A 20809-nucleotide genomic window follows, 5' to 3' on the forward strand; every position below is an offset into this window, starting at 1 on the left:
TTTCACATAAAAAAAGCGCCGAGGCGCTTTTTTTAATCCGAGAAGATCAATTATTTAATTTTTGCTTGTGCTTTTAAATAACGCGAATAATCATCTAATAATTGTTCACCACGGAACTTCTGATACATTTGCGTAAGTTGCTGAACTTCAGCAGGATCCATCTGAGCAGTATCTACTTTTTTCACATTCGCTACAGCCACAACAACTAACTCATTTGGCAGCTTGGCAGTGCTGACAGACCACATGCCTGCTTTAGGTACTGGCTGGCTAAAGGCAACGCGCTCAATCTCACGCTTAAGGCCTTTTGAACGTGTGAATGTTCCAGCATGGACAAAATTAGACTGATATTTCGCAGTAACCTCTTGAGCCGGCAATTTTTTGAAATCCGCAATCATGGCATTTAATTTTGCATGCGCAGCATCAAACGCTTTTTGTTCAATCAATTGTGCTTTTACACGTGCAGTTGCTTGCGCTAAAGGCTGTACGCCGGCTGGATGATACTTACGAACTTTAACCCAGACAACATCACCATTGGCAGTTTGGATATTACTTGATGCCGTCGTATTTCCACTTTTCACATCATCATTAAACAGTTTAGATTTAACAGCAGGATCAGCAAGAACTGGATTGGTTGTCGTTAAATTCACATTATTTGCAGATTGGACTTGAACAGTCTTCACTGCTTGTGAAACCACATCCAATGCATCACTGTTGACCACTTGCTCATTTAAACTATTTACAGTGTCTGAGAAATAGTTGGCTGATTTATTCTTTAAAACTTCAGCAGTCAATTCAGCTTTTTTCGACTCAAACGATGGTACTGAATCTACTGGTGTATTCACTTCAATCAAATGATAACCGAATTGAGTTTTAACAGGCTTAGACACTTGACCATTACTTGTTGAGTTCACAGCTTTATCAAAATCATCACCAAAGGCACCTGGCGCATAGGCAGCAAGTGCACCACCTTTCGCTTTAGAATCAGGGTCTTCTGAATATTGCGCAGCAGCTTGAGCAAATGACGTACCTGCCTGAATTTTTGCATACACTTCATTTGCAAGTGTAGCAGCTTGCTCAGGCGTACGAGAATCAGTCGTGATCAGAATATGTTTAACATCACGCTTCAAACTTTGCTTATATTTTTCTACAAACTGAGTATAAGCTTGTTGTAATTCAGCATCAGTCACTGCCGCATTTGGCTGTGTCAATGTCGCTGGGCTGAGCACGACATAGTCCACATCTACTGAAGCAACTTGTTTAAACTTATTTTGATGCTTGTTGTAATAATCCGTAATTTCCTGATTGGTCACTTTAACATTGGCTTTATAGTCATCAAGTTTAACGCTTGATAAGAATAATTCACGTTGTTCAGATTGCAGGTTGGCAATTTGCTGGATATCCAATTTACTGATCAGTGCATTATCCGAAATTGTAGAGCTCAAAATGCTTAAGGCAAAATCTTGGCGAATATTTTGGATAAATGCTTGGCTAGTTAAACCCTGTGAACGTAAATAATTTGCATATAGTGTATTTGAAAATTTACCATTTTCCTGAAAAGCAGGAATTTGTGCAATTTTCTGTTCAATTTGAGCATCGCTCAAAGTCACACCTAACTTATCAGCTTGTTGTCTTAAAAGACTTTGGCTAATTAGGTAATCAAGTGCTTTATTTGCAATAAATTCTTTGTTCAATAAAGACTCATCCCCATGTATAGCAGGATTTGCCAATAATTGATCTGTATAGCCTTTTGTAACCGTTTCTAACTCTTTTTTAGAAATATCTTGACCATTAACAGTTTTAGCTACGTCTGCTTTTTGCCCACCGCTGAAATAGCCTTCAATACCAACCACAGCAAATGGCGCTAAAAATAACACAAGGAGAACTTTACCAAACCAGCCCCTTATGAGAGTGCGAAACGATTCCATGAGTATTCCAATATTATATTTCGTAAGGATTCTAACTGAAATTGTGAAATGAATGAACGAGCAATCACTGATAATTTAATATATTTCATAAAAAACGCGCCACAAAGGCGCGCTTTTAACAAGCTCAGATTAAGCTACTGAGTCTTTTAAGCCTTTACCAGCTTTAAAGCTAGGTACTTTGCTTGCTTTAATCTGAAGCTCTTCACCAGTTTTAGGGTTACGACCAGTACGAGCAGCACGGTCTTTAACACTGAATGTGCCAAAGCCGACTAAAGTCACTGTGTCGCCTTTTTTAAGCGCTTCACCAATTGAAGCAATAGTCGCATCTAATGCTTTACCAGCATCGGACTTTGACAATCCCCCTTTTTCTGCAATCGCATCGATTAATTCTGATTTATTCATGAAGATTACGTCCTCTTATATCGTTTGTTTAAGTTCCAAGGCTGTAGATCAAAGGCCATGACGACTTTATAGCAATGCTTTGGGGGGAAACGCAAGACTCCAAACACGCTTTTCACAAAAATTACGACTAAAATTTACGATTTTTTTGGATTAATGGTAATTATTTCATTTTTTTTAGCAATTGGTCGCGTAAGTTTTGGTTCTCTTCAGCCAATGCATCGACCTTATTGTGGAGTTGCAGGATCAAGTTTTCCAAATGCTGAAGATCTTTAGCAGTCACTAAACCAATTCTGTTTAATGAATGATTTACACGCTGATCTAAAAGCTTTTCAACCTTGTCTTTGGTTTCTGCAACTGACTCTTTGGTTTTTTCAGTGACTTTATTGACTGTCTGATCTGTGACTTCAACTGTCTTGGATTCAAGCTCCTCACCCACCTTGACTAGAGAATCAAAGAGTTTATTGCCTTCTTCTTCGGCTCTGGAGAACGCTCCCAACCCTGCCAACCAGATTTGTTTTGTATATTTTCTGAAATCTAATGCTGACTTTTTATGATTTCTAGGCTTTATTTGAGATTCATCAAATTCATTTTGATCTTCATAAAGATCCGTTTGTTCTTTGTTGCTCTTTTTCATATCTTGCTCCATTTACCCCAAACTCCAGCGTGTAATGACCTATATGACCAAATTATGTAGAAAATATTGCTATATTATCAAATAAAACTATTGAACCTTTTGCTAAACTGTTCTACAAAGCAAAGTAATTGTTTTAATGTTAAGGAACACTTGGCAATTCGACAATGGTTATTAAGATAATTTTTATATCATTGTGGAAATATTGTGTTTCAAGTCATGGATGAGATTGTTTCAAATTTATTTAGAGATCGGACTCTCTGTTTTGCTATAGGAATTTTTTATGAATGAATCGCAACAAAAGCAAGGTCATTCTCGTTTGTTGCTAAACATTGTCATGATTATATTGGAAACCATTTATTCTTTCGTATTAAAACATGATCGTGTTGTTCGCTTACAGGCAAAAAAATTCGTCGGACAGCAGATTACAATTAAAATGAATAGTTATATTCCTTATTTTGACTTTTATGTTCAATTTACAGATCGTGGTATTCTTTTTGATTTACAGCCTCCAGAAAAAGCTATTGACCTTTCTGTGAGTAGCACACTCATCGATTTCATCCAAATTTTTGTCTTTGCTAATCGTCGTAGCATGAAAAAAATGCGTCTGGAGGGCGATAACCTGCTCAAGGAACAGTTTCGTGATCTGGTTGTACACTTAACTGCACCTAAATTGCTTTCAGACTGGAAGCAATGGTTAACCAATCCAGATGATGACAGCCAGACTAAAGCATCAAAAAAACGCATTGCCCCTTTGCTTGAAAAGATTGATCAGCAACGCTCTAAGATCAACACACTCCAAGTTGAAGTGAAACAATATCAAAATCGTGTTAAACGCTTGCAGCTCAATCAACAACGTTTATATACGGCTTTAGGCGTATTGGGCTTTCTATTTATGGCATTAGTCGTGTATAATCTTTGGCAAATATTTTCATAAAACTTGAACAAAAATTGAATTTTTCCTGTAATTTTTGTTCAAGTAATAAATTCTGACTAAATTAGTCAGAATTAAACTTAAAAATACTTGACTATTTTAGTCAGGATTCATAAAATTCATACATCTAGTCTAAAACATGTGTATCGAATCATGCGCCTAACTACTCGCGGTCGCTATGCAGTGACTGCACTACTTGACTTAGCATTGCAGCCACCTGAACAAACGATTACGCTTGCAGAAATTGCAACCCGCCAAACGATATCTGTCGCTTATCTTGAACAATTGTTCGCTAAACTTAAACGTCATGGCTTAGTTTCAAGTGTTCGTGGAGCAAATGGCGGTTATCACTTAGCGCGCCATGCTGAAGAAATTACTGTCTTAGAAATTATTGAAGCTGTAAATGAAACTGTTGATGCGACTCGTTGTGACCACAAAGGCAACTGCCAAAATGGTGCAATGTGTTTAACTCACGATTTATGGCAAGAACTCTCTCTCCATATTGCCGATTATTTAGCTAAAATCACCCTTGCGGATTTAGTAGCTCGTGACAACGTACAAACCGTTGCGGTTCGCCAAAATTCAGCACCTCTTGATTCAGCCCTTTTATCGGTTACAGGTATTTGACATGAAACGTCCGATTTATCTTGACTATGCAGCAACTACGCCTGTTGATCCTCAAGTAGCAGAACGCATGATGGAGTGTTTAACCTTTGATGGTACATTCGGTAATGCTGCTTCTCGCTCACATGCTTATGGATGGCAAGCTGAAGAAAAAGTTGAATATGCACGTGAACAAGTCGCAAATTTAGTAAAAGCTGATCCACGCGAAATTGTCTGGACTTCTGGTGCTACTGAATCTGATAACCTTGCCCTTAAAGGTGTTGCTCAGTTTTACGGTTCTAAACGCAAACACATCATCACAAGTAAAATTGAACATAAAGCAATTTTAGATACTTGTCGTGAATTAGAAGAAGAAGGTTTTGAGATTACCTATCTTGAACCTGAACCTAAAACTGGTTTAATTACCCCAGAAATGGTTCAAGCTGAACTTCGTCCAGATACGCTACTTGTTTCATTGATGATGGTTAACAATGAAATTGGTACTGTGACAGATGTTGCTGCAATTGGTGAGTTAACACGTGCCAATAAAACCTATTTCCATGTAGATGCTGCACAAGCTGCGGGTAAAGTTGAAATCGATCTTTCTACCATGAAAGTTGATTTGATGAGCTTCTCAGGTCATAAAGTTTATGGACCTAAAGGCATTGGTGCTTTATTTGTACGCCGTAGCCCACGTGTTCGTATCAAAGCACAAATTCATGGCGGTGGTCATGAACGTGGTATGCGCTCAGGTACACTTGCAACCCATCAAATTGTCGGTATGGGTGAAGCATTTGAGCTTGCTGGCAAATCTTTACAAGCTGAACAAACACGTTTACGTGTACTCCGTGACAAACTCTGGAACGGTTTACAAGATTTAGAACAAGTCTTCTTAAATGGCCACCCTGTATACAATGTTGCAAACTACTTAAATGTTAGCTTCAACTTTGTTGAAGGTGAATCATTGATGATGGCGTTAAAAGATGCTGCTGTATCTTCTGGTTCAGCATGTACATCTGCAACACTTGAACCTTCTTACGTACTTCGTGCCCTCGGTCTTTCTGACGAGTTAGCACATAGTTCAATTCGTTTTAGCTTTGGTCACTATACGACTGAAGAAGACATTGATCATGTAATTAAGATTACTAAAGCTGCTGTTGAGAAATTGCGTGAGCTTTCTCCGCTTTGGGATATGTACAAAGAAGGGATCGACTTAAATTCAGTTGAATGGGCTGAACACTAAGTTCCTTGAAATCAAAACGCGGCATTTTATTGAAAATCAGTAAAATGCCACCAAATTAGATTGTAGAAATACATATTATCAACGCTGACCCCGAGGTTTGGAGAAGCAACATGGCTTATAGCGAAAAAGTAATAGATCATTACGAAAACCCTCGTAATGTTGGTGTGTTGGATAAAAATGCAGAAAATGTTGGTACAGGTATGGTGGGTGCACCTGCATGTGGCGATGTAATGCGTTTACAAATCCAAGTGAATGACAGTGGTGTAATTGAAGAAGCTCGCTTTAAGACTTATGGCTGTGGCTCTGCAATTGCGTCTAGTTCACTCGTAACCGAATGGTTAAAAGGTAAAACGCTTGACGAAGCACAGGCGATTAAGAATATCGACATCGCAACTGAACTTGCACTTCCTCCTGTAAAAGTACACTGTTCTGTACTTGCAGAAGATGCAATTAAAGCTGCTGTTGAAGATTACCGTAGCAAGAAAACTAAAGCCTAATATCTGTTCGTCAAATTTAGCAGATGATTTTTTAACGGAGTTTTCATGATCAATCTAACTGAAAATGCTGCAACTCATATCAGCAATTACTTAAAGAATCGCGGTAAGGGTGAAGGTATTCGTCTTGGTGTGAAAACTTCAGGCTGTTCTGGCTTAGCTTATGTACTTGAGTTTGTTGATGATATCGACACTCATGATCAAATGTTCGAGCAGTTTGGTGTAAAAGTTTTTGTAGATCCAAAAAGTTTGGTTTATCTCGATGGTATGGAAATGGACTATGTTAAAAATGGTCTAAATGAAGGCTTCGAGTTTAATAACCCAAATAAAAAAGGTGAATGTGGCTGTGGTGAATCTTTCACTGTATAATCTGCCCTGCTTTTTCTCATGTTAAAACAGTGTCTTGCACTGTTTTAATCACATTTAATTACACCGTTTTCCTGTAAAACATCGTGGATGAGTATCTCCCATGAGTCATTTTGAGTTGTTCGATCTCCCGGAAGCACTCGATATTGATTTAGCGACATTAAAAGCTAATTTCCTAAAACTACAACAGCAATATCATCCTGATAAAGCTGAAGATAAAGACAAAGCTTTGATTAAATCAAGTGAAATTAATCAGGCATATAAAGCTTTATCCAATGTAGACAGTCGTGCTGCTTATCTACTGTCACTCAAAAAGCAAGATCATCACTTAGATCAATCAATTAGTGATTTTGAGTTCTTACAATCTGCTTTAGAAATTCGTGAGCAGCTTGATGAAGCAACCAATACTGAACAATTGCATTCTTTAAAAAAAGAAGTCCAACAATGGATTGATGGCTTAGTTCGTGAATTCAAAATTGATTTTGAGGATGAAGATTGGGCTGAAGCACGCGACACTGTGCGCAAGTTACGATTCTTTCAAAAAGTCATGAATGATATTGATAAAGCCGAAGATCAGCTTTTAGATGATGAAGATTTTAGTTTAGATGATGATTTCTAAATTTTAACTTTCATTATATGTTTTACCCGAATTTGTTTTTAGTTTTTATTTTAAGGATGTGACAAATGGCACTCTTGCAAATTGCTGAACCAGGACAATCAAGTGCGCCACATGAACACCGTATTGCGATTGGTATCGACTTAGGGACAACCCATTCTCTTGTTGCTACGGTATTATCAGGCAAAGCCAAAGTACTGAACGATGAGCAAGGTCGCGTGTTACTTCCTTCTATTGTACATTATTCTAAAAATTCGACCGAATATGGCGACGCAGCAAAACCGTTTATTACTGCTGACCCTAAAAATACCATTGTTTCTGTTAAGCGCTTTATGGGCCGTTCTAAAGCAGATGTTAAATTTCAACACCCTTACAAGCTTGCAGGTGCTGATAATGAAATGCCAGCATTTGAAACAGCTCAAGGTCGTAAAACACCTGTAGAAATCTCTGCAGAAATTTTAAAACAACTGAAAGATCGCGCTGAACAAAGTTTAAGCAATCCGGTGAATGGCGCTGTTATTACGGTTCCAGCCTACTTTGATGAAGCGCAACGCCAAGCTACACGTGATGCAGCTGAACTCGCAGGTTTAAATATATTACGCTTACTCAATGAACCTACCGCTGCAGCTGTTGCATATGGCTTAGATCAAGAGAGCAATCTAACAACAGATCGCAACTATGTCATTTATGATTTAGGTGGCGGTACATTTGATGTGTCTATTTTACGCTTTTCTCAAGGTGTGTTTGAAGTTTTAGCTACAGGTGGTCATACCGCACTGGGTGGCGATGACTTAGATCGCCTTATTGTTAAATGGGCAAAAAAACAACTGAATATTGAAACTTTAGATGATGCAGAATATGCGCACTTTATCGTTTCTGCGCGTAAAGCCAAAGAAGCACTCAGTGATGCTACCTCTGTTGATATTAAAGTTCTGACACATCACCTCACGCTAGATCGCACGACATTTGAAGAAATTATTCAAGTGGCATTAGATAAGACGATCAATGTGTGTAAACGTGTCATGCGTGATGCAAAACTTGAACTCGATGATATTCAAAATGTAGTTCTTGTTGGTGGCTCAACCCGCTCTTATGCTGTACAGAAAGTGGTTCGTGAAGTATTTAAGCAAGAGCCGCTTTGTACCATCAATCCTGATGAAGTTGTGGCGATTGGCGCTGCGATCACTGCGAATCAACTCATTGGAAATTCTAAAGATGGTTCATTACTGTTAGATGTTACCCCGCTATCACTTGGTCTAGAAACCATGGGCGGTTTGGTTGAACGTTTAATTTCACGTAATACAGCCATTCCTGTTGCACGCCGTCAAGAGTTCACCACCTATCAAGATGGTCAAACGGCCATGTTGATCCATGTCTTGCAAGGCGAACGCGACTTAGTTGAGCATTGCCGCAGCTTAGGTCGTTTTGTATTACATGGTATCCCACCAATGACCGCGGGTCAGGCACGTATTGAAGTCACTTTTCAGGTCGATGCAGATGGCCTGCTTACTGTTTCAGCCAAAGAAACCACATCAGGGGTCAATGCGCAAATCGACATTAAACCTTCTTATGGATTGTCTGAGACCGATACTGAACGCTTGCTTTTAGAAGGTTATAAATTCGCTGAAGAAGATAAAAATCTTCGCCATCTCAATGAAACTAAAGTTGAAGCACAGCGTGAACTTGAAGCCTTAACACAGGCGTTAAAGGTCGACTCCAACCTGCTCAGTACTGAACAACTGACTGCGCTCAACCAAGCCGCTGAAGCTTTAAAAGCCCAGCTTGAAACAAACGATATCAAATCGATTGAGCATGCTGTTGAACAGTTAAAAACTTATAGCGATGCCTTTGCAGCAGAACGCATGAATCAACACATTGATCATGCACTCAAAGGCACCAAACTTGATGATTGGTCTAACTCAAACTAATTTAAGGTAACGACTATGCCACGTATTAAAGTACTACCTCATGCAACAATTTGTCCAAATGGTGCTGAGTTTGAAGTTGAACCAAACGCGAACCTGTGTCAAAGCTTACTCGATAATGGTATTAAAATCGAACATGCCTGTGACATGTCTAAAGCATGTACTACATGCCATGTGATTGTACGTAAAGGCTTTGATGAGCTTGAAGAGATGGATGATATTGAAGCCGATTTACTCGATCGCGCTTGGGGCTTAGAACCCGATTCACGTCTGTCTTGCCAAGTCAAAATCACAGACGAAGATATGGAAGTTGAAATTCCAAAGTATACAATTAACCATGCTTCTGAAAACCACTAAGTTGCTTTTCATATAGGCAAAAACCACTCTTTATGAGTGGTTTTTTAATGTCTTGGCAATTTTTAATGGCTTAGGTATTTAATTTAATATTTAATGATTTTACAAATAATTTGAGTTGACTTCATCTTCAATATTAAGCTTTGCAACGCCTTGAGAGTTGGTAAGTTTTTGCTGAACCTTAATCCGTTCTACCATTTTTTCTAATACTTCCACCAACTCTGGATATTCAAAGTTTTGCACTTCTTCTAAATTCAGCACCAAGTGGAAGCCTTTATACTCATAATCAAACCATTGCTGATTTTCATTCTTGGTTGCAGAGTATTTTTCCATCACTTGCCAAGTGCGTACCTTACCTTGAATCCCTTTCAGTTCAATCGGGGTTTTTGGTGCACAAAGATAATCGTTTTTAATCAGCTTATAGGTTTCATCTGAAACCAAAATTTCATCGATATCTGCAGCATATTGCAAACGCGCTGCTAAATTGGCATCACGACCCACAATGGTATACGCCATACGATGTACAGCACCATAGTTTCCAACGTGGCAATAACCGGTACTTACCCCCATACGAATATGTAAAGGTGCATAGCCCATTTTCACCCAACGTTCACGGAGAAATTTCATCTGCTGGCGCATTGCAATCGACATATCAATACAGTTTTTCGCATCCTGCTCCACACCTTGTGAGTCTGGATCACCAAAGAAAATCAGGATTGCATCACCCATAAATTTATCAATGGTTGCACCATATTGTTTGGCAATTTCAGTCATATGACTTAAATAGTCATTTAATACAAAGGCCAAATCATCTGGAATCAAAGTTTCTGATAATTCTGTAAATCCTTGAATATCAGAAAAGAAAACCGTCATTTTTTTACGTTTATATTCAATCTTGGCTTCTGTATCGCCACGCATAATCGCCTGCCAAAGCTGTAATGGCGCATAACGACTGAGTTGATTTGACAACTCAATATAACGATTCATTTCATTGAAATAGGTGTTTTTCTTGGTTTCTACACTTTTGATACGGCGATTTTGATAATAATTTCCGATGTTTACAAACAAGATAATACTAATAAAAGACAGGACTGATAGCTCAGGGCTGGTTTGCTGAAAATAATCATAAAAACCAAAGATAAAAATAATATTGGTATAAAACACAACAAAGGCAACTAAAATTGCCAAAGAGCCCATCATAAAAGAAATTTTGTTGTTAATCGCTGTATAGATCAGTGCAAATAACAATACAAAAGTTACCACGAGGCTTAAATGTACAGCAGCCAATGCGGTAGAAACAACGATGACATCAATTAAAAAATAAATATTCTTCCGAATCTTAGAGCCATATGAATATTCTAGCCAACGCGATAATTTAGGGCTAACAATAAAAATAAAGCCAATAAAAAAAGGAACATAAAATTGATAATTTGCAATTGGGGAGGTGAAATAATAAACCATGACCACCAAAGCAATAATCAAATACCCCATAAATCGCTGGAATATTTCAAATTGCTTTGGCTCTTTATCTAACATACGTTCAAATGGCAAAATATTTTACCTCGGATGTCATTTTATTAAACACTTCCCTTGTGCTGTTTACACTTAATCCATACGCCAATCGAATGGCATCTCACCTTGACCACGTAACGCCAACATCAGTGTTTGACGCATGTGTGCTAATACTTCATTGCTATAAGGAACTGCTTGCAGGCCAAATACAGGTTTAGGCCAAGCTACATCATTCTGATAACGAACTACATGATGAAAATGTAATTGCGGAACCATATTTCCAAGTGCAGCGACATTCATTTTATCTGCACGAAAAACACGAGAAAGCTGACTAGACAACCAGCTTGATTCACGTAAAAACTGCTCTTGGTCAGCTTGACTTAGTTCATATAACTCAGTGATACCAGGAACACGTGGAATAAGAATCAGCCACGGAAATTGCATATCATTCATTAAACGACATGTTGAAAGCGGAAAATCGCCTACAAAAAAAGTATCTTGAGCAAGTTGTGGATGCAAACTAAACATATCTTTATAAATGACGCAAAATTAAAAGGATGGCTAATACTAACACATCGGTTTTCGTGTGAATATTGGTTATCTTGTGTTTTGGTACAAATAAACACAGTTTGTTTTGAACCTGATCACAATTACACTTTAAAGAATCACAGAATTTTTTCAAGTGATTTACTAGAAAAAATTCATAAGCACTTTTAATCTCAAATTGAGCATTTTTTAAGCTCAAAATCCTGATAAATTAACGCTTTAATTCTGTCAGTAAATTGTTTAACAAATCCTGAATAAACTGAATTCGCTTGTCATTTTCTTCAAGCATCACCATCACTTTTAAACGTTGCCCACCTTCCATACGGAACCAAGTTGGATGCTTCTGCATTAGCTGAATAATACTGATCGCTTGCACAGGTGTATCAGGTGAAAATTCGATCACCCCACCATTGGCCCCAATATCAATTTTGGTAATTTCTAAGGCTTCAGCCTTAACCCGAATTTGATGAACACTAAACAGTTGTTTTACCGGCAATGGCGGTACACCAAAGCGATCAATCAGCTCCATACGGATATTGTCAAGTTTATCCTGAGTATCGGTATTACTAATACGTTTATAGAACATAAGGCGATGATGTACATCGCCCAAATATTCATCGGGAATCAAAGCAGGCATATGCAGGGTAATTTCAGAGGTAAGTGAAAGTGGTGTATCAAAATTAGGTGTCTTGCCCTGTTGAATTGCTTTGGTCGCTTTGGCCAACATTTCCATATATAGGCTATAACCAATTGCATTCATTGAACCGCTTTGTTGTTCACCCAGTAATTCACCTGCACCACGGATCTCTAAGTCTTCTGTAGCCAACATAAAGCCAGCGCCAAGATTTGAAGCTCTCTGAATGGCATCTAAACGTTTTTCGGCATCACCTTTAAGGCCTTTAATCGATGGCACCATCAAATATGCATAGGCTTGATGATGTGAACGTCCAACACGACCACGTAATTGATGTAATTGGGCTAGGCCAAGTTTGTCTGCACGTTCAATAATAATCGTATTGGCATTGGGAACATCAATTCCCGTTTCAATAATCGTTGAACAGACCAGCACGTTAAATTCTTTGTGATAGAACTGTTGCATGATTTGCTCAAGTTCACGTTCACGCATTTGACCATGCGCAACCGCGACACGTGCCTCTGGTACAAGTTGACGAATATTTTCCGCAGCGCGTTCTATGGTATCTACTTCATTGTGCAAGATATAAACCTGACCACCACGTAACAATTCTCGCAGAATTGCCTCTTTCATGGTTTCATTAGTTTGTTCATTGACAAAAGTTTTAACAGCTAAACGACGTGCGGGTGGTGTGGCAATAATTGAAAGATCACGCATCCCACCAAAAGCCATATTCAATGTACGAGGAATTGGTGTTGCAGTTAAGGTTAACATATCAACATCTGCACGCATGGCTTTGATACGCTCTTTATCACGTACCCCAAAACGATGTTCTTCATCGACAATCATTAAACCTAAGTTTTTAAACTGCACATTTTCCTGAAGAATTTTATGTGTGCCGATGACAATATCGACTTTACCATCGATTAAATCTTCAATAATTTTGGTATGACTTTTATTGGTTCCAAAACGCGAAAGTACCTCTATACGAATTGGCCAATCGGCAAAGCGATCTTTAAATGATTCAAAATGCTGTTGTGCCAATAAGGTGGTAGGTACTAAGACAGCCACTTGCCTATTATTTTGAACAGCAACAAATGCCGCGCGCATCGCCACTTCCGTTTTACCAAAGCCAACATCACCACAAACCAGTCGATCCATTGGTTTGGCTTGTTGCATATCATATAGAGTCGCTTCGATGGCATTGGCCTGATCCAATGTTTCCTCATAAGCAAAGCCACTGGAAAATTGCATATATGCACTTTGATCCAACTCAAAGCTAATCCCCGGTTTAGACTGACGACGTGCTTGAATATGTAACAATTCAGCTGCCACATCATGAATCTGTTCAAGTGCTTTACGTTTTGCTTTATTCCATGCATCTGTACCCAATTTATGTAAAGGTGCTAAATCAGGATCACCACCACTAAAACGGCTAATCAGGTGTAAATTGGTGACAGGAACATACACTTTTGCATCATCTGCATAGTTTAATTGTAGAAACTCATAGTCTTGTTCATCAATATTTAAGGTGACTAAGCCTGCATAACGCCCGACACCATGATCAATATGCACCACTGGCGCACCAATATTGAGTTCCGTCAGACTTCGGATCAGAAACTCTTCTGAAACCTCTTGTTGACGTTTTCTACGGCGCTGTACTACACGGTGTTCATACAGTTGGTTTTCAGAAATAACCGATAGATCATTGCTGATGACCAATCCACGATCCAAAGGCGCATTGGTAATCGCGACAGAGAAATTAGATTGTTGAAATACAGCAAAACTTTCAACAACTGGAATTTCACCTAAACTTGCACGTAAAGCATCTTTTAAAGTTTCACGACGTCCAGCACTTTCAGCCACCAGTAACACTGGATGATTGGCCTCATCCACATATTGTTTAACGGCTTTAAATGGCTGGTCTTGTTTAGGATCTACAGGCAATCGTGGCGGCAATTCAACCGACAAATTGATACAGCCTGCTTTTAATTCAATTGCTTCTGTTGAGGCAATAATTCTTGAAAACTGATTTAAATATTCGAATAGTTGATTCGGTTGTATAAAAATTTCTTCAGGTGGTAATAGCGGTTGATCAGCATTATGGCGTCGGTCTTCGTAACGACGCATCACATCTGTCCAAAAAATCAACAATCCTTCATCAATGTGTTTATCTGTAATGACAATCGCATTGCTTGGTAAGTACGATACCAAACAACTTTGTGTTTGCATGGCTTGCTGTGAAAAGAATAATGGGAAATAGAAATCTAATCCTGGAGAAGCAATGCCTTCTAACACATCTTGATAAATTGGGTTTTTCTTGGGATTTGCAGTTGGAAAACTTTCTGCATAACGATCACGAAATGTTGAACGCGCTTCTTTTAACGGAAATTCTTTTGCAGGAAGTACGGTAAAACGCTCTAACTTTGTTGTTGTTCTTTGGGTTTCTGGGTCAAAGAATTTTAAACTGTCTATTTCATCATCAAATAAATCAATACGAATAGGCGCATTTTGCCCAGAGGCATAAATGTCCATGATGCTACCACGTACCGCAAACTCCCCATGATCATAAACTGTATCAACCAGATGATAACCTGCCTGAACCAGTTTTAATTTTTGTTGTTCTAATGCGAATTTCTGACCAACGCGGATATCAAAATGCTCACCCAATACCCATGATGTAGGGGCAACACGTTGTGCCAAGGTGGTTGCAGAGATTAATAAAATACCTTTTTGTGGCATATTGGAAAGTATCGACAGTCTTTCAGAGACAATATCTTGGTGCGGAGATAAACGATCATATGGCAATATCTCCCAGTCTGGAAATATTGTTGGTTTTACCCCATAAAATTCTAATTCACTTTCCAACTGTCCCAAGTGCTGATTATTTTTTGCAACCAATACAAAGAGCTGATCCGATTTCTCTGCGATCTCCTTAAACAATAAGGCTGCAGATGAACCGAGCATTGTGCCAATCCAGCGTTTTTCGCCTGCTTTCAGTTGTTTTAAATTGAGGTCAGAGATTTCTTGTTTAAACATAATCGCATAGGGTCTAAAAGACATGAGCAATAGTTTAACATGATGACTTTATTCAGTTGAGTGATTTTGTTTATTCTATTTATCTGCGCAGTGACTCAACAACAGCATTTCTTCATCAGGATAGAATTCACATCAGCCTCAAGACATACTCACAGGATCATAGACCTGTGGAAGCTCTTGCAAATGAATTGAGAATAGCCATTTAATAACAATTAAAAATCTAAGCAACATCACACATCATTCTTTGGTGAAATATTCCGATTCCACCAAATGTTATCCATGCCTTAAGTTGATTTATTTTTCTCGTTTAAACGTTTTATAATAATCATTGAGTTTTTGAATAATTTGTTTGAATTGTTTTAAATTTTCTTCTGTATTGCCAAGTCTTTGCACATAGTTGTTTGTCGCGATTTCTAAATCAATCTTTTCATTGATCAAAATTGTTTTATAGAACAAAGCCTTTAAATCATCAAAATTATTGAGTTTTCGGTTAGAAAAGTATTCCAGCCGTTCAGATAACTCACGATTTAAAACAATACCATCTACAATAAAACCATGCTCAGCATCAATTTGAATATTATTTTCTTGTAGAAAAACTTGTTCAGGACCGTTTTTATTGCCCTTAAATAATGCTGCAATTTTATCAAACATCATTAAAACTCAATTAAATCAAAGATTCATCATAACAAAGATGACAAAAGTTCGCAGTAAAAGGCCGTTTTAAAACGACCCATTACCTGAACATAAACCATCAGCGTTATTCGTCGCCTAAATCATCTAAGAAATCGACAGTAGGCACAAAGAATAAGGTTCCTGTCACTGCTGTACTAAAATCTAATAAACGATCTAAATTACCTTCTTCATCACCTTGAAACATATGCTCTAACATTTGTCGAGTGACACTAAATTTGCGTGCATAACCAATAAAGAAGGTGCCATATTCATTTTTAGATGGATTTGAAAACGGCATATTTGCACGCATGATTTTAATTTCATTGCCATCTGCATCATGCGCCTTACTCACTACATTGTGTGCTGTTTTCGGCTTTACATCATCACTCAACTCAACATCATTAAACTTTTTACGTCCGATGACTTTTTCTTGTTCTTCATCACTGAGCGCACGCCACTTATCCATATCATGCATATATTTTTGAATAAATGCATAACTGCCACCTTTAAAGTCTGGATCTTCATCACCCACCAGCGCATATTCAGCTGCAATTTCAGGCTCTGGGTTTTCTGTCCCATCGACAAAGCCAATAATCGCTCTACCGTCAAAATATCGAAAACCATTCACTTCATCCACTGGATAACTTACGGCTTTTAATTGCGTATTGATCATATCTGCCATTTCAAAACACAACGCTTGGCGATCAGCACGAATATGGAAAAACAAATCGCCTTCTGTTGAAACAGCCGTATATTTTGGCCCTTTAATTTCTTTAAACTGTTCTAATTCTTGTGGTTTAGCCTGATCAGGAAATAAACGTTCCCACGCATTTGCCCCAAATCCCATGACTGCACTAAATTGTGCATCTGGATAACGGTTGGTTAAACTACGTGTTAATGCTGAAAAATTTGCTGCAAAATCGATTACTGTATCTATTACTTCAGCCCCAAGCCTTAATCCTAAAACAATAAATAAGGCATTTTCCCCTGGACGATTCATAACAGGTTGAATTCGAGTTGAAGTCATAATTTATCTCAAAATATTCTATTGGTTACAATCTAACATAGGCTGTTTTAAAGCTTAAGTTTTTATCGTTAACAATCCACTAATTCACAATATTTATATGGATAGAAATGTTGCGAAAAATGATTAAAGCAATAAGTTTTGACTTTTTTATTCAGACACATTTATTGTCATTATTTTTAAAATTACTTTGAGTGATAAGCATAAATTTTAAAACAACTATTTTTTTCATCAAACACAATATTCAAACGCTGCAATAAAGTACGAAATTGATCTGTTTGATCTAAAATCAAATCATCGATCAATCTTCCCCTCGGCTTGCTTAGCATAGGCTTTACAATTAAATATTCAATTCCAATAAATACAGGCATAGCATCGTGATAGAAAGGATGCCAATCACCCAAATACCACGGAATTTTCTTCACAAATTGATCTTCAGCTTGTAGATCTCTATTTTCAGTCACCAATTTGACAATAAATGCAGGTGGAAAATCCAAGTCTGTCATTGCATGCAGAAGTTTGAGCCATTTTGAATCACTCATACAAGATACCAACTGCCGTTGATGCATGATCTGCTGAATTTTCAAAATATACTTTATATAGCCTTGGTCAGTCTTTAAAGTATTTATATGATTTCGATATTCAAGATAATTTTCTTGTAAATCCACATTTATCCTTCAATTAAAAGCACCTATGTTCGGTGCTTTTGACACATAGAGTTAACCATATTGTTTCTGTAAATAACGTACGATTGCTGCTGACTCAAAGAGTTTTTCACCTGTATTTGGATCTTCTAAATAAGGCACTTGAATGTCTTGCTTTGCGCGATCCATAACTGGAATAATTTTTTCACGTTTGCCACCCACCAAAGGAACATATTTACCCGGTTTTAAACGTAAAACTGCTGGGCCTAGATCTTGCCAACACTCTTTAGCCACATTATGAAAGATAAATGGAATTTCTAATTCAGTTAACACACCACGCACAACACGTGTATAGGGGCTGGCTTCAAACCCCCATAATTCCAATAATTGCGCTGGACTTGCACGATCAACAATTTTTTTATTAACCCAAACCCCGCGTGCACCATTAATAATGGTTCCCACCATAGCGACCGTTGGGTATTTAGGATAATGAGAATATTTCTTTGGTGTTTTGCCTGTTTTACCATAATGCTTAAATAAGTAATCAACAATCTTTTGCGATTCGTACATTGCTGTTCCCGTGTTTTCATCAATGAAATACGGAAAACGCAATTTTCCACCTTTTTCTTTTACAACCTGACGATATTTGGTCCCACCTTTAGGGCATGGATAGACTTCATAATCCAAATTGAGCAAGGTCATTACTTCTCGTACACGGCGGCAAAATGGTGAACCCTCAAACTCATATAACTTTAAAGCCTTTTCTGGCTGGTTTGGAAACGGAGTTCCTGTTACACCACGGCCTCCCTCAGTCAGTGATGAAGCCAAAGCTTGTACAACTTTAATTTGATGATGCACCATTGTATACCCCCTAGACGATTGTTTTCGCTTAAATAAAGCTTTTTATAAATCCACTATTTTTTCTTTTGAAACCACAATTCCATTGTTATCTGCATAGATATATTCACCAGAATTGAAAGTGACACTACCAAAATACACAGGAATATCGACCTCACCTATGCCTTTACGATTGCTTTTTTGTGGAATTGAAGCCAATGCATGGACACCTAGATCAAGTTCAACTAGCGCATCTACATCACGTACACAACCGTAAATCACCACACCATTCCAGTGATGCTTAACCGCTGACTCTGCAATCATGTCACCCATCAGGGCACAACGCATGGATGCTCCACCATCGACAACCAAAACCTTGCCTGTTCCATCTGTAGCAAGTAACTCTTTCACTCGTGAATTATCTTCAAAACACTTGACTGTCACGATTTGACCGCCAAAGGTTTTACGAGCCCCATAACTTCTAAAAAATTTGCCATCTAGAGATGGGATCAAGGTTTGAATGTCTTGGTCTGGGTGATCATCTAATAAATCACAAGTTACAAAAGGTACTGTAGTCACGTTATCACTCCATTATTTGCTATTTTGTATACGCAAATTATCATAAATTTCAATTTTTTGAGTTTGTGTTTGAGCAGCCTCGACCATAGTATGAGCCACTTGTTGTGCTGTCACTGGCTTATATTTAAAAGAATTGGGTACCAAATGCGAAAATTTACCATACAGCTTTTGCGTTACATCTTCCAAGAATCGCTTTTCATTTCGATCACCAAGGAGTAACGATGGGCGAATAATTGAAAAACGATATAAATTCAACTTTTGTATATAGTCCTCAAGTTCACCTTTCACTTGATTATAAAAAATTGGTGAGCTGGCTTTTGCCCCCATCGCACTGACTAAAAGTAAATGGGTTTCAGTCATTTCAAATAAATCTGCAAAATGTGCATTGATCTCAAAATCAATATTATAGAAAGCTTCTTTAGAACCTGCCTTTTTAATAGTCGTTCCCAAACAACTGAATGCATGGGTGTAACCGCTGACATCTTGATCATTGAGTAGAAGGAAGTCATCCAATACAAATTGTTCAACTTTTTTAAATTTTAAAAAGTCAGGATTTTCTCGTCGTACAACAACTGTAATTTTTTCACAATCAGCCAATAAATTGAGCTGTTCAATGAGACGTTGCCCCACTAAGCCTGTTGCTCCAATCACAATCGCATTTTTTATCGAATTAGTCATTTTTTAAACAATCTCCTAGATTTATTACTAATCTAACGTTTTATTTCAAATTTTTCTTCAACAAAAATGTTGTCAAAGCATGTCAACACTTGACTTTACTGGCCTCTTTAATCACAATATGGCACTTGTTTACGGGCTGGTGATAATCCTCTGATGTGGTTTTCAGATGTGGTTTCAGCCCGCCCAGACCCATCTAATTCAAGGAGTGCACGAGTGGCAAACTCTGCTCAAGCAAAAAAACGTGCTCGTCAAAACGTTAAAGCACGTAAACACAACGCAAGCTTGCGTTCAATGGTACGTACTTATATCAAACGCACAATCGCTGCTATCGCTACTGGTGAATATGCTGCTGCAACTGAAGCTTATAAAGCTGCAGTTCCAGTTATTGACCGTATGGCGGATAAAGGTATCATCCATAAAAACAAAGCTGCTCGTCACAAGAGCCGCTTGAATGCACAAGTTAAAGCGTTAGCTAACTAATTTTTGCATATGAAAAGAGCCCTTTAAAGGGCTTTTTTTGTAGCTAAAATTTGACTATAGCGCATTAAAATCAGAAAACATCAAAACTTATCTACCACTTCATCATTATTTCTCAGTAGATAGATAAGTAAGAGATCTAAAATATAAAAATAATTACTTTGCTAAATGTGAAATTAAGACTGTTGCAGTGGATAAAATACCTTCCTGACGACCAGTAAAACCCAATTTCTCTGTGGTTGTTGCTTTAACACTAATTTGAGTCACATCAACATCTAACACATCTGCAATACTTTGACGCATTTCCAAATTGTGTTTGGCTAATTTAGGCCGTTCACATGCCACAGTAATATCGGCATTATTTAATTTATAACCACGGTCTAAAATTAATTGATAAACATGTTTTAAAAGTTTACGGCTATCCGCACCTTTAAATTCAGCATCTGTGTCTGGGAAATGCTGTCCAATATCCCCTAAAGCCAATGCACCCAATAAAGCATCACATAATGCGTGTAACACGACATCACCATCAGAATGTGCTTTTAAACCATGCGTATGTGGAATTTGAACGCCTGCCAAAGTTACAAAATCACCTTCTTCAAAAGCATGTACATCCATTCCCTGCCCAATACGAATCGGTATGATCATTCTTAGCTCCTTTTGCAGTTTTTAAA

The 20809-nt window shown here is 38.0% G+C and carries 22 protein-coding genes; 9 read left to right on the plus strand and 13 right to left on the minus strand.

Annotated features, from left to right (window positions below):
* Positions 1–50: 50 nt before the first annotated feature.
* The 3 genes from FY049_RS07085 to FY049_RS07095 form a co-directional block, all read right to left on the minus strand.
* Positions 51–1925: a SurA N-terminal domain-containing protein gene (locus FY049_RS07085; RefSeq protein WP_434277329.1), complete on the minus strand. Its 1875-nt coding sequence runs from the start codon at positions 1923–1925 to the stop codon at positions 51–53.
* 129 nt (positions 1926–2054) lie between these two features.
* On the minus strand, positions 2055–2327 hold the full coding sequence (locus FY049_RS07090; protein ID WP_004720620.1) for an HU family DNA-binding protein: 273 nt from the start codon (positions 2325–2327) through the stop codon (positions 2055–2057).
* Between the two features lie 160 nt (positions 2328–2487).
* Positions 2488–2973: a phasin family protein gene (locus FY049_RS07095; RefSeq protein WP_004821389.1), complete on the minus strand. Its 486-nt coding sequence runs from the start codon at positions 2971–2973 to the stop codon at positions 2488–2490.
* 268 nt (positions 2974–3241) lie between these two features.
* Between FY049_RS07095 and FY049_RS07100 the strand changes: the two genes are divergently transcribed.
* The 8 genes from FY049_RS07100 to fdx all read left to right on the plus strand — a co-directional run bounded on the left by FY049_RS07100 (position 3242) and on the right by fdx (position 9496).
* Positions 3242–3895, plus strand: a complete 654-nt coding sequence (locus FY049_RS07100) for a hypothetical protein (RefSeq protein ID WP_004720623.1) — start codon at positions 3242–3244, stop codon at positions 3893–3895.
* A 150-nt stretch (positions 3896–4045) separates the two neighbouring features.
* Entirely contained in the window at positions 4046–4519 is a 474-nt protein-coding gene (locus tag FY049_RS07105; protein ID WP_004720625.1) for an Rrf2 family transcriptional regulator, read from the plus strand.
* A gap of 1 nt (position 4520) precedes the next feature.
* Complete coding sequence (locus tag FY049_RS07110; protein ID WP_004720627.1) at positions 4521–5738, plus strand: IscS subfamily cysteine desulfurase; 1218 nt, start codon at positions 4521–4523, stop codon at positions 5736–5738.
* A gap of 110 nt (positions 5739–5848) precedes the next feature.
* Complete coding sequence (gene iscU, locus FY049_RS07115) at positions 5849–6235, plus strand: Fe-S cluster assembly scaffold IscU (RefSeq protein WP_004720629.1); 387 nt, start codon at positions 5849–5851, stop codon at positions 6233–6235.
* A 45-nt stretch (positions 6236–6280) separates the two neighbouring features.
* Complete coding sequence (gene iscA / locus FY049_RS07120; protein WP_034610390.1) at positions 6281–6601, plus strand: iron-sulfur cluster assembly protein IscA; 321 nt, start codon at positions 6281–6283, stop codon at positions 6599–6601.
* Between the two features lie 100 nt (positions 6602–6701).
* Positions 6702–7217, plus strand: a complete 516-nt coding sequence (gene hscB, locus FY049_RS07125) for a Fe-S protein assembly co-chaperone HscB (protein WP_004720634.1) — start codon at positions 6702–6704, stop codon at positions 7215–7217.
* Between the two features lie 65 nt (positions 7218–7282).
* A complete protein-coding gene (hscA, locus tag FY049_RS07130) occupies positions 7283–9142 on the plus strand; it encodes a Fe-S protein assembly chaperone HscA (RefSeq protein WP_224965446.1) in 1860 nt (619 codons plus the stop codon).
* Positions 9143–9157: 15 nt separating this feature from the next.
* Positions 9158–9496: an ISC system 2Fe-2S type ferredoxin gene (gene fdx / locus FY049_RS07135; RefSeq protein ID WP_004720638.1), complete on the plus strand. Its 339-nt coding sequence runs from the start codon at positions 9158–9160 to the stop codon at positions 9494–9496.
* A 99-nt stretch (positions 9497–9595) separates the two neighbouring features.
* On the opposite strand, the gene FY049_RS07140 is transcribed toward fdx, so the two are convergent.
* The 9 genes from FY049_RS07140 to FY049_RS07180 all read right to left on the minus strand — a co-directional run bounded on the left by FY049_RS07140 (position 9596) and on the right by FY049_RS07180 (position 19658).
* A complete protein-coding gene (locus FY049_RS07140) occupies positions 9596–11044 on the minus strand; it encodes an adenylate/guanylate cyclase domain-containing protein (protein WP_004720640.1) in 1449 nt (482 codons plus the stop codon).
* Positions 11045–11098: 54 nt separating this feature from the next.
* Positions 11099–11533 (minus strand): HIT domain-containing protein, encoded by a 435-nt coding sequence (locus tag FY049_RS07145; protein ID WP_004720642.1) that lies wholly within the window; start codon positions 11531–11533, stop codon positions 11099–11101.
* A gap of 229 nt (positions 11534–11762) precedes the next feature.
* Positions 11763–15224, minus strand: a complete 3462-nt coding sequence (gene mfd, locus FY049_RS07150) for a transcription-repair coupling factor (protein ID WP_446083498.1) — start codon at positions 15222–15224, stop codon at positions 11763–11765.
* 294 nt (positions 15225–15518) lie between these two features.
* Entirely contained in the window at positions 15519–15875 is a 357-nt protein-coding gene (locus FY049_RS07155; protein WP_105712715.1) for a hypothetical protein, read from the minus strand.
* A 106-nt stretch (positions 15876–15981) separates the two neighbouring features.
* Positions 15982–16923, minus strand: a complete 942-nt coding sequence (locus FY049_RS07160; RefSeq protein WP_004720648.1) for a Dyp-type peroxidase — start codon at positions 16921–16923, stop codon at positions 15982–15984.
* 182 nt (positions 16924–17105) lie between these two features.
* Entirely contained in the window at positions 17106–17489 is a 384-nt protein-coding gene (locus FY049_RS07165; protein ID WP_324099797.1) for a DUF6678 family protein, read from the minus strand.
* Between the two features lie 150 nt (positions 17490–17639).
* Positions 17640–18425, minus strand: a complete 786-nt coding sequence (locus FY049_RS07170; RefSeq protein ID WP_056511006.1) for a glutathione S-transferase N-terminal domain-containing protein — start codon at positions 18423–18425, stop codon at positions 17640–17642.
* Positions 18426–18467: 42 nt separating this feature from the next.
* Complete coding sequence (gene rraA, locus FY049_RS07175; RefSeq protein ID WP_056511003.1) at positions 18468–18980, minus strand: ribonuclease E activity regulator RraA; 513 nt, start codon at positions 18978–18980, stop codon at positions 18468–18470.
* A gap of 12 nt (positions 18981–18992) precedes the next feature.
* Complete coding sequence (locus FY049_RS07180; protein ID WP_166782527.1) at positions 18993–19658, minus strand: nucleoside-diphosphate sugar epimerase; 666 nt, start codon at positions 19656–19658, stop codon at positions 18993–18995.
* Positions 19659–19871: 213 nt separating this feature from the next.
* Between FY049_RS07180 and rpsT the strand changes: the two genes are divergently transcribed.
* Positions 19872–20138 (plus strand): 30S ribosomal protein S20, encoded by a 267-nt coding sequence (gene rpsT / locus FY049_RS07185; protein WP_004720657.1) that lies wholly within the window; start codon positions 19872–19874, stop codon positions 20136–20138.
* Between the two features lie 153 nt (positions 20139–20291).
* Here the strand turns inward: rpsT and ispF are convergent, their stop codons facing one another.
* On the minus strand, positions 20292–20783 hold the full coding sequence (gene ispF / locus FY049_RS07190; RefSeq protein ID WP_004720660.1) for a 2-C-methyl-D-erythritol 2,4-cyclodiphosphate synthase: 492 nt from the start codon (positions 20781–20783) through the stop codon (positions 20292–20294).
* Between the last annotated feature and the right edge of the window lie 26 nt (positions 20784–20809).

This window comes from Acinetobacter sp. 1125_18A, assembly GCF_052824985.1.

Excerpts from the sequence above, each read along its gene's own strand:
- FY049_RS07085 (WP_434277329.1), bottom strand. The coding sequence starts at position 1,925 with ATGGAATCGTTTCGCACTCTCATAAGGGGCTGGTTTGGTAAAGTTCTC.
- FY049_RS07090 (WP_004720620.1), bottom strand. The coding sequence starts at position 2,327 with ATGAATAAATCAGAATTAATCGATGCGATTGCAGAAAAAGGGGGATTG.
- FY049_RS07095 (WP_004821389.1), bottom strand. The coding sequence starts at position 2,973 with ATGGAGCAAGATATGAAAAAGAGCAACAAAGAACAAACGGATCTTTAT.
- FY049_RS07100 (WP_004720623.1), top strand. The coding sequence starts at position 3,242 with ATGAATGAATCGCAACAAAAGCAAGGTCATTCTCGTTTGTTGCTAAAC.
- FY049_RS07105 (WP_004720625.1), top strand. The coding sequence starts at position 4,046 with ATGCGCCTAACTACTCGCGGTCGCTATGCAGTGACTGCACTACTTGAC.
- FY049_RS07110 (WP_004720627.1), top strand. The coding sequence starts at position 4,521 with ATGAAACGTCCGATTTATCTTGACTATGCAGCAACTACGCCTGTTGAT.
- iscU (WP_004720629.1), top strand. The coding sequence starts at position 5,849 with ATGGCTTATAGCGAAAAAGTAATAGATCATTACGAAAACCCTCGTAAT.
- iscA (WP_034610390.1), top strand. The coding sequence starts at position 6,281 with ATGATCAATCTAACTGAAAATGCTGCAACTCATATCAGCAATTACTTA.
- hscB (WP_004720634.1), top strand. The coding sequence starts at position 6,702 with ATGAGTCATTTTGAGTTGTTCGATCTCCCGGAAGCACTCGATATTGAT.
- hscA (WP_224965446.1), top strand. The coding sequence starts at position 7,283 with ATGGCACTCTTGCAAATTGCTGAACCAGGACAATCAAGTGCGCCACAT.
- fdx (WP_004720638.1), top strand. The coding sequence starts at position 9,158 with ATGCCACGTATTAAAGTACTACCTCATGCAACAATTTGTCCAAATGGT.
- FY049_RS07145 (WP_004720642.1), bottom strand. The coding sequence starts at position 11,533 with ATGTTTAGTTTGCATCCACAACTTGCTCAAGATACTTTTTTTGTAGGC.
- mfd (WP_446083498.1), bottom strand. The coding sequence starts at position 15,224 with ATGTTTAAACAAGAAATCTCTGACCTCAATTTAAAACAACTGAAAGCA.
- FY049_RS07155 (WP_105712715.1), bottom strand. The coding sequence starts at position 15,875 with ATGTTTGATAAAATTGCAGCATTATTTAAGGGCAATAAAAACGGTCCT.
- FY049_RS07160 (WP_004720648.1), bottom strand. The coding sequence starts at position 16,923 with ATGACTTCAACTCGAATTCAACCTGTTATGAATCGTCCAGGGGAAAAT.
- FY049_RS07165 (WP_324099797.1), bottom strand. The coding sequence starts at position 17,489 with ATGCATCAACGGCAGTTGGTATCTTGTATGAGTGATTCAAAATGGCTC.
- FY049_RS07170 (WP_056511006.1), bottom strand. The coding sequence starts at position 18,425 with ATGGTGCATCATCAAATTAAAGTTGTACAAGCTTTGGCTTCATCACTG.
- FY049_RS07180 (WP_166782527.1), bottom strand. The coding sequence starts at position 19,658 with ATGACTAATTCGATAAAAAATGCGATTGTGATTGGAGCAACAGGCTTA.
- ispF (WP_004720660.1), bottom strand. The coding sequence starts at position 20,783 with ATGATCATACCGATTCGTATTGGGCAGGGAATGGATGTACATGCTTTT.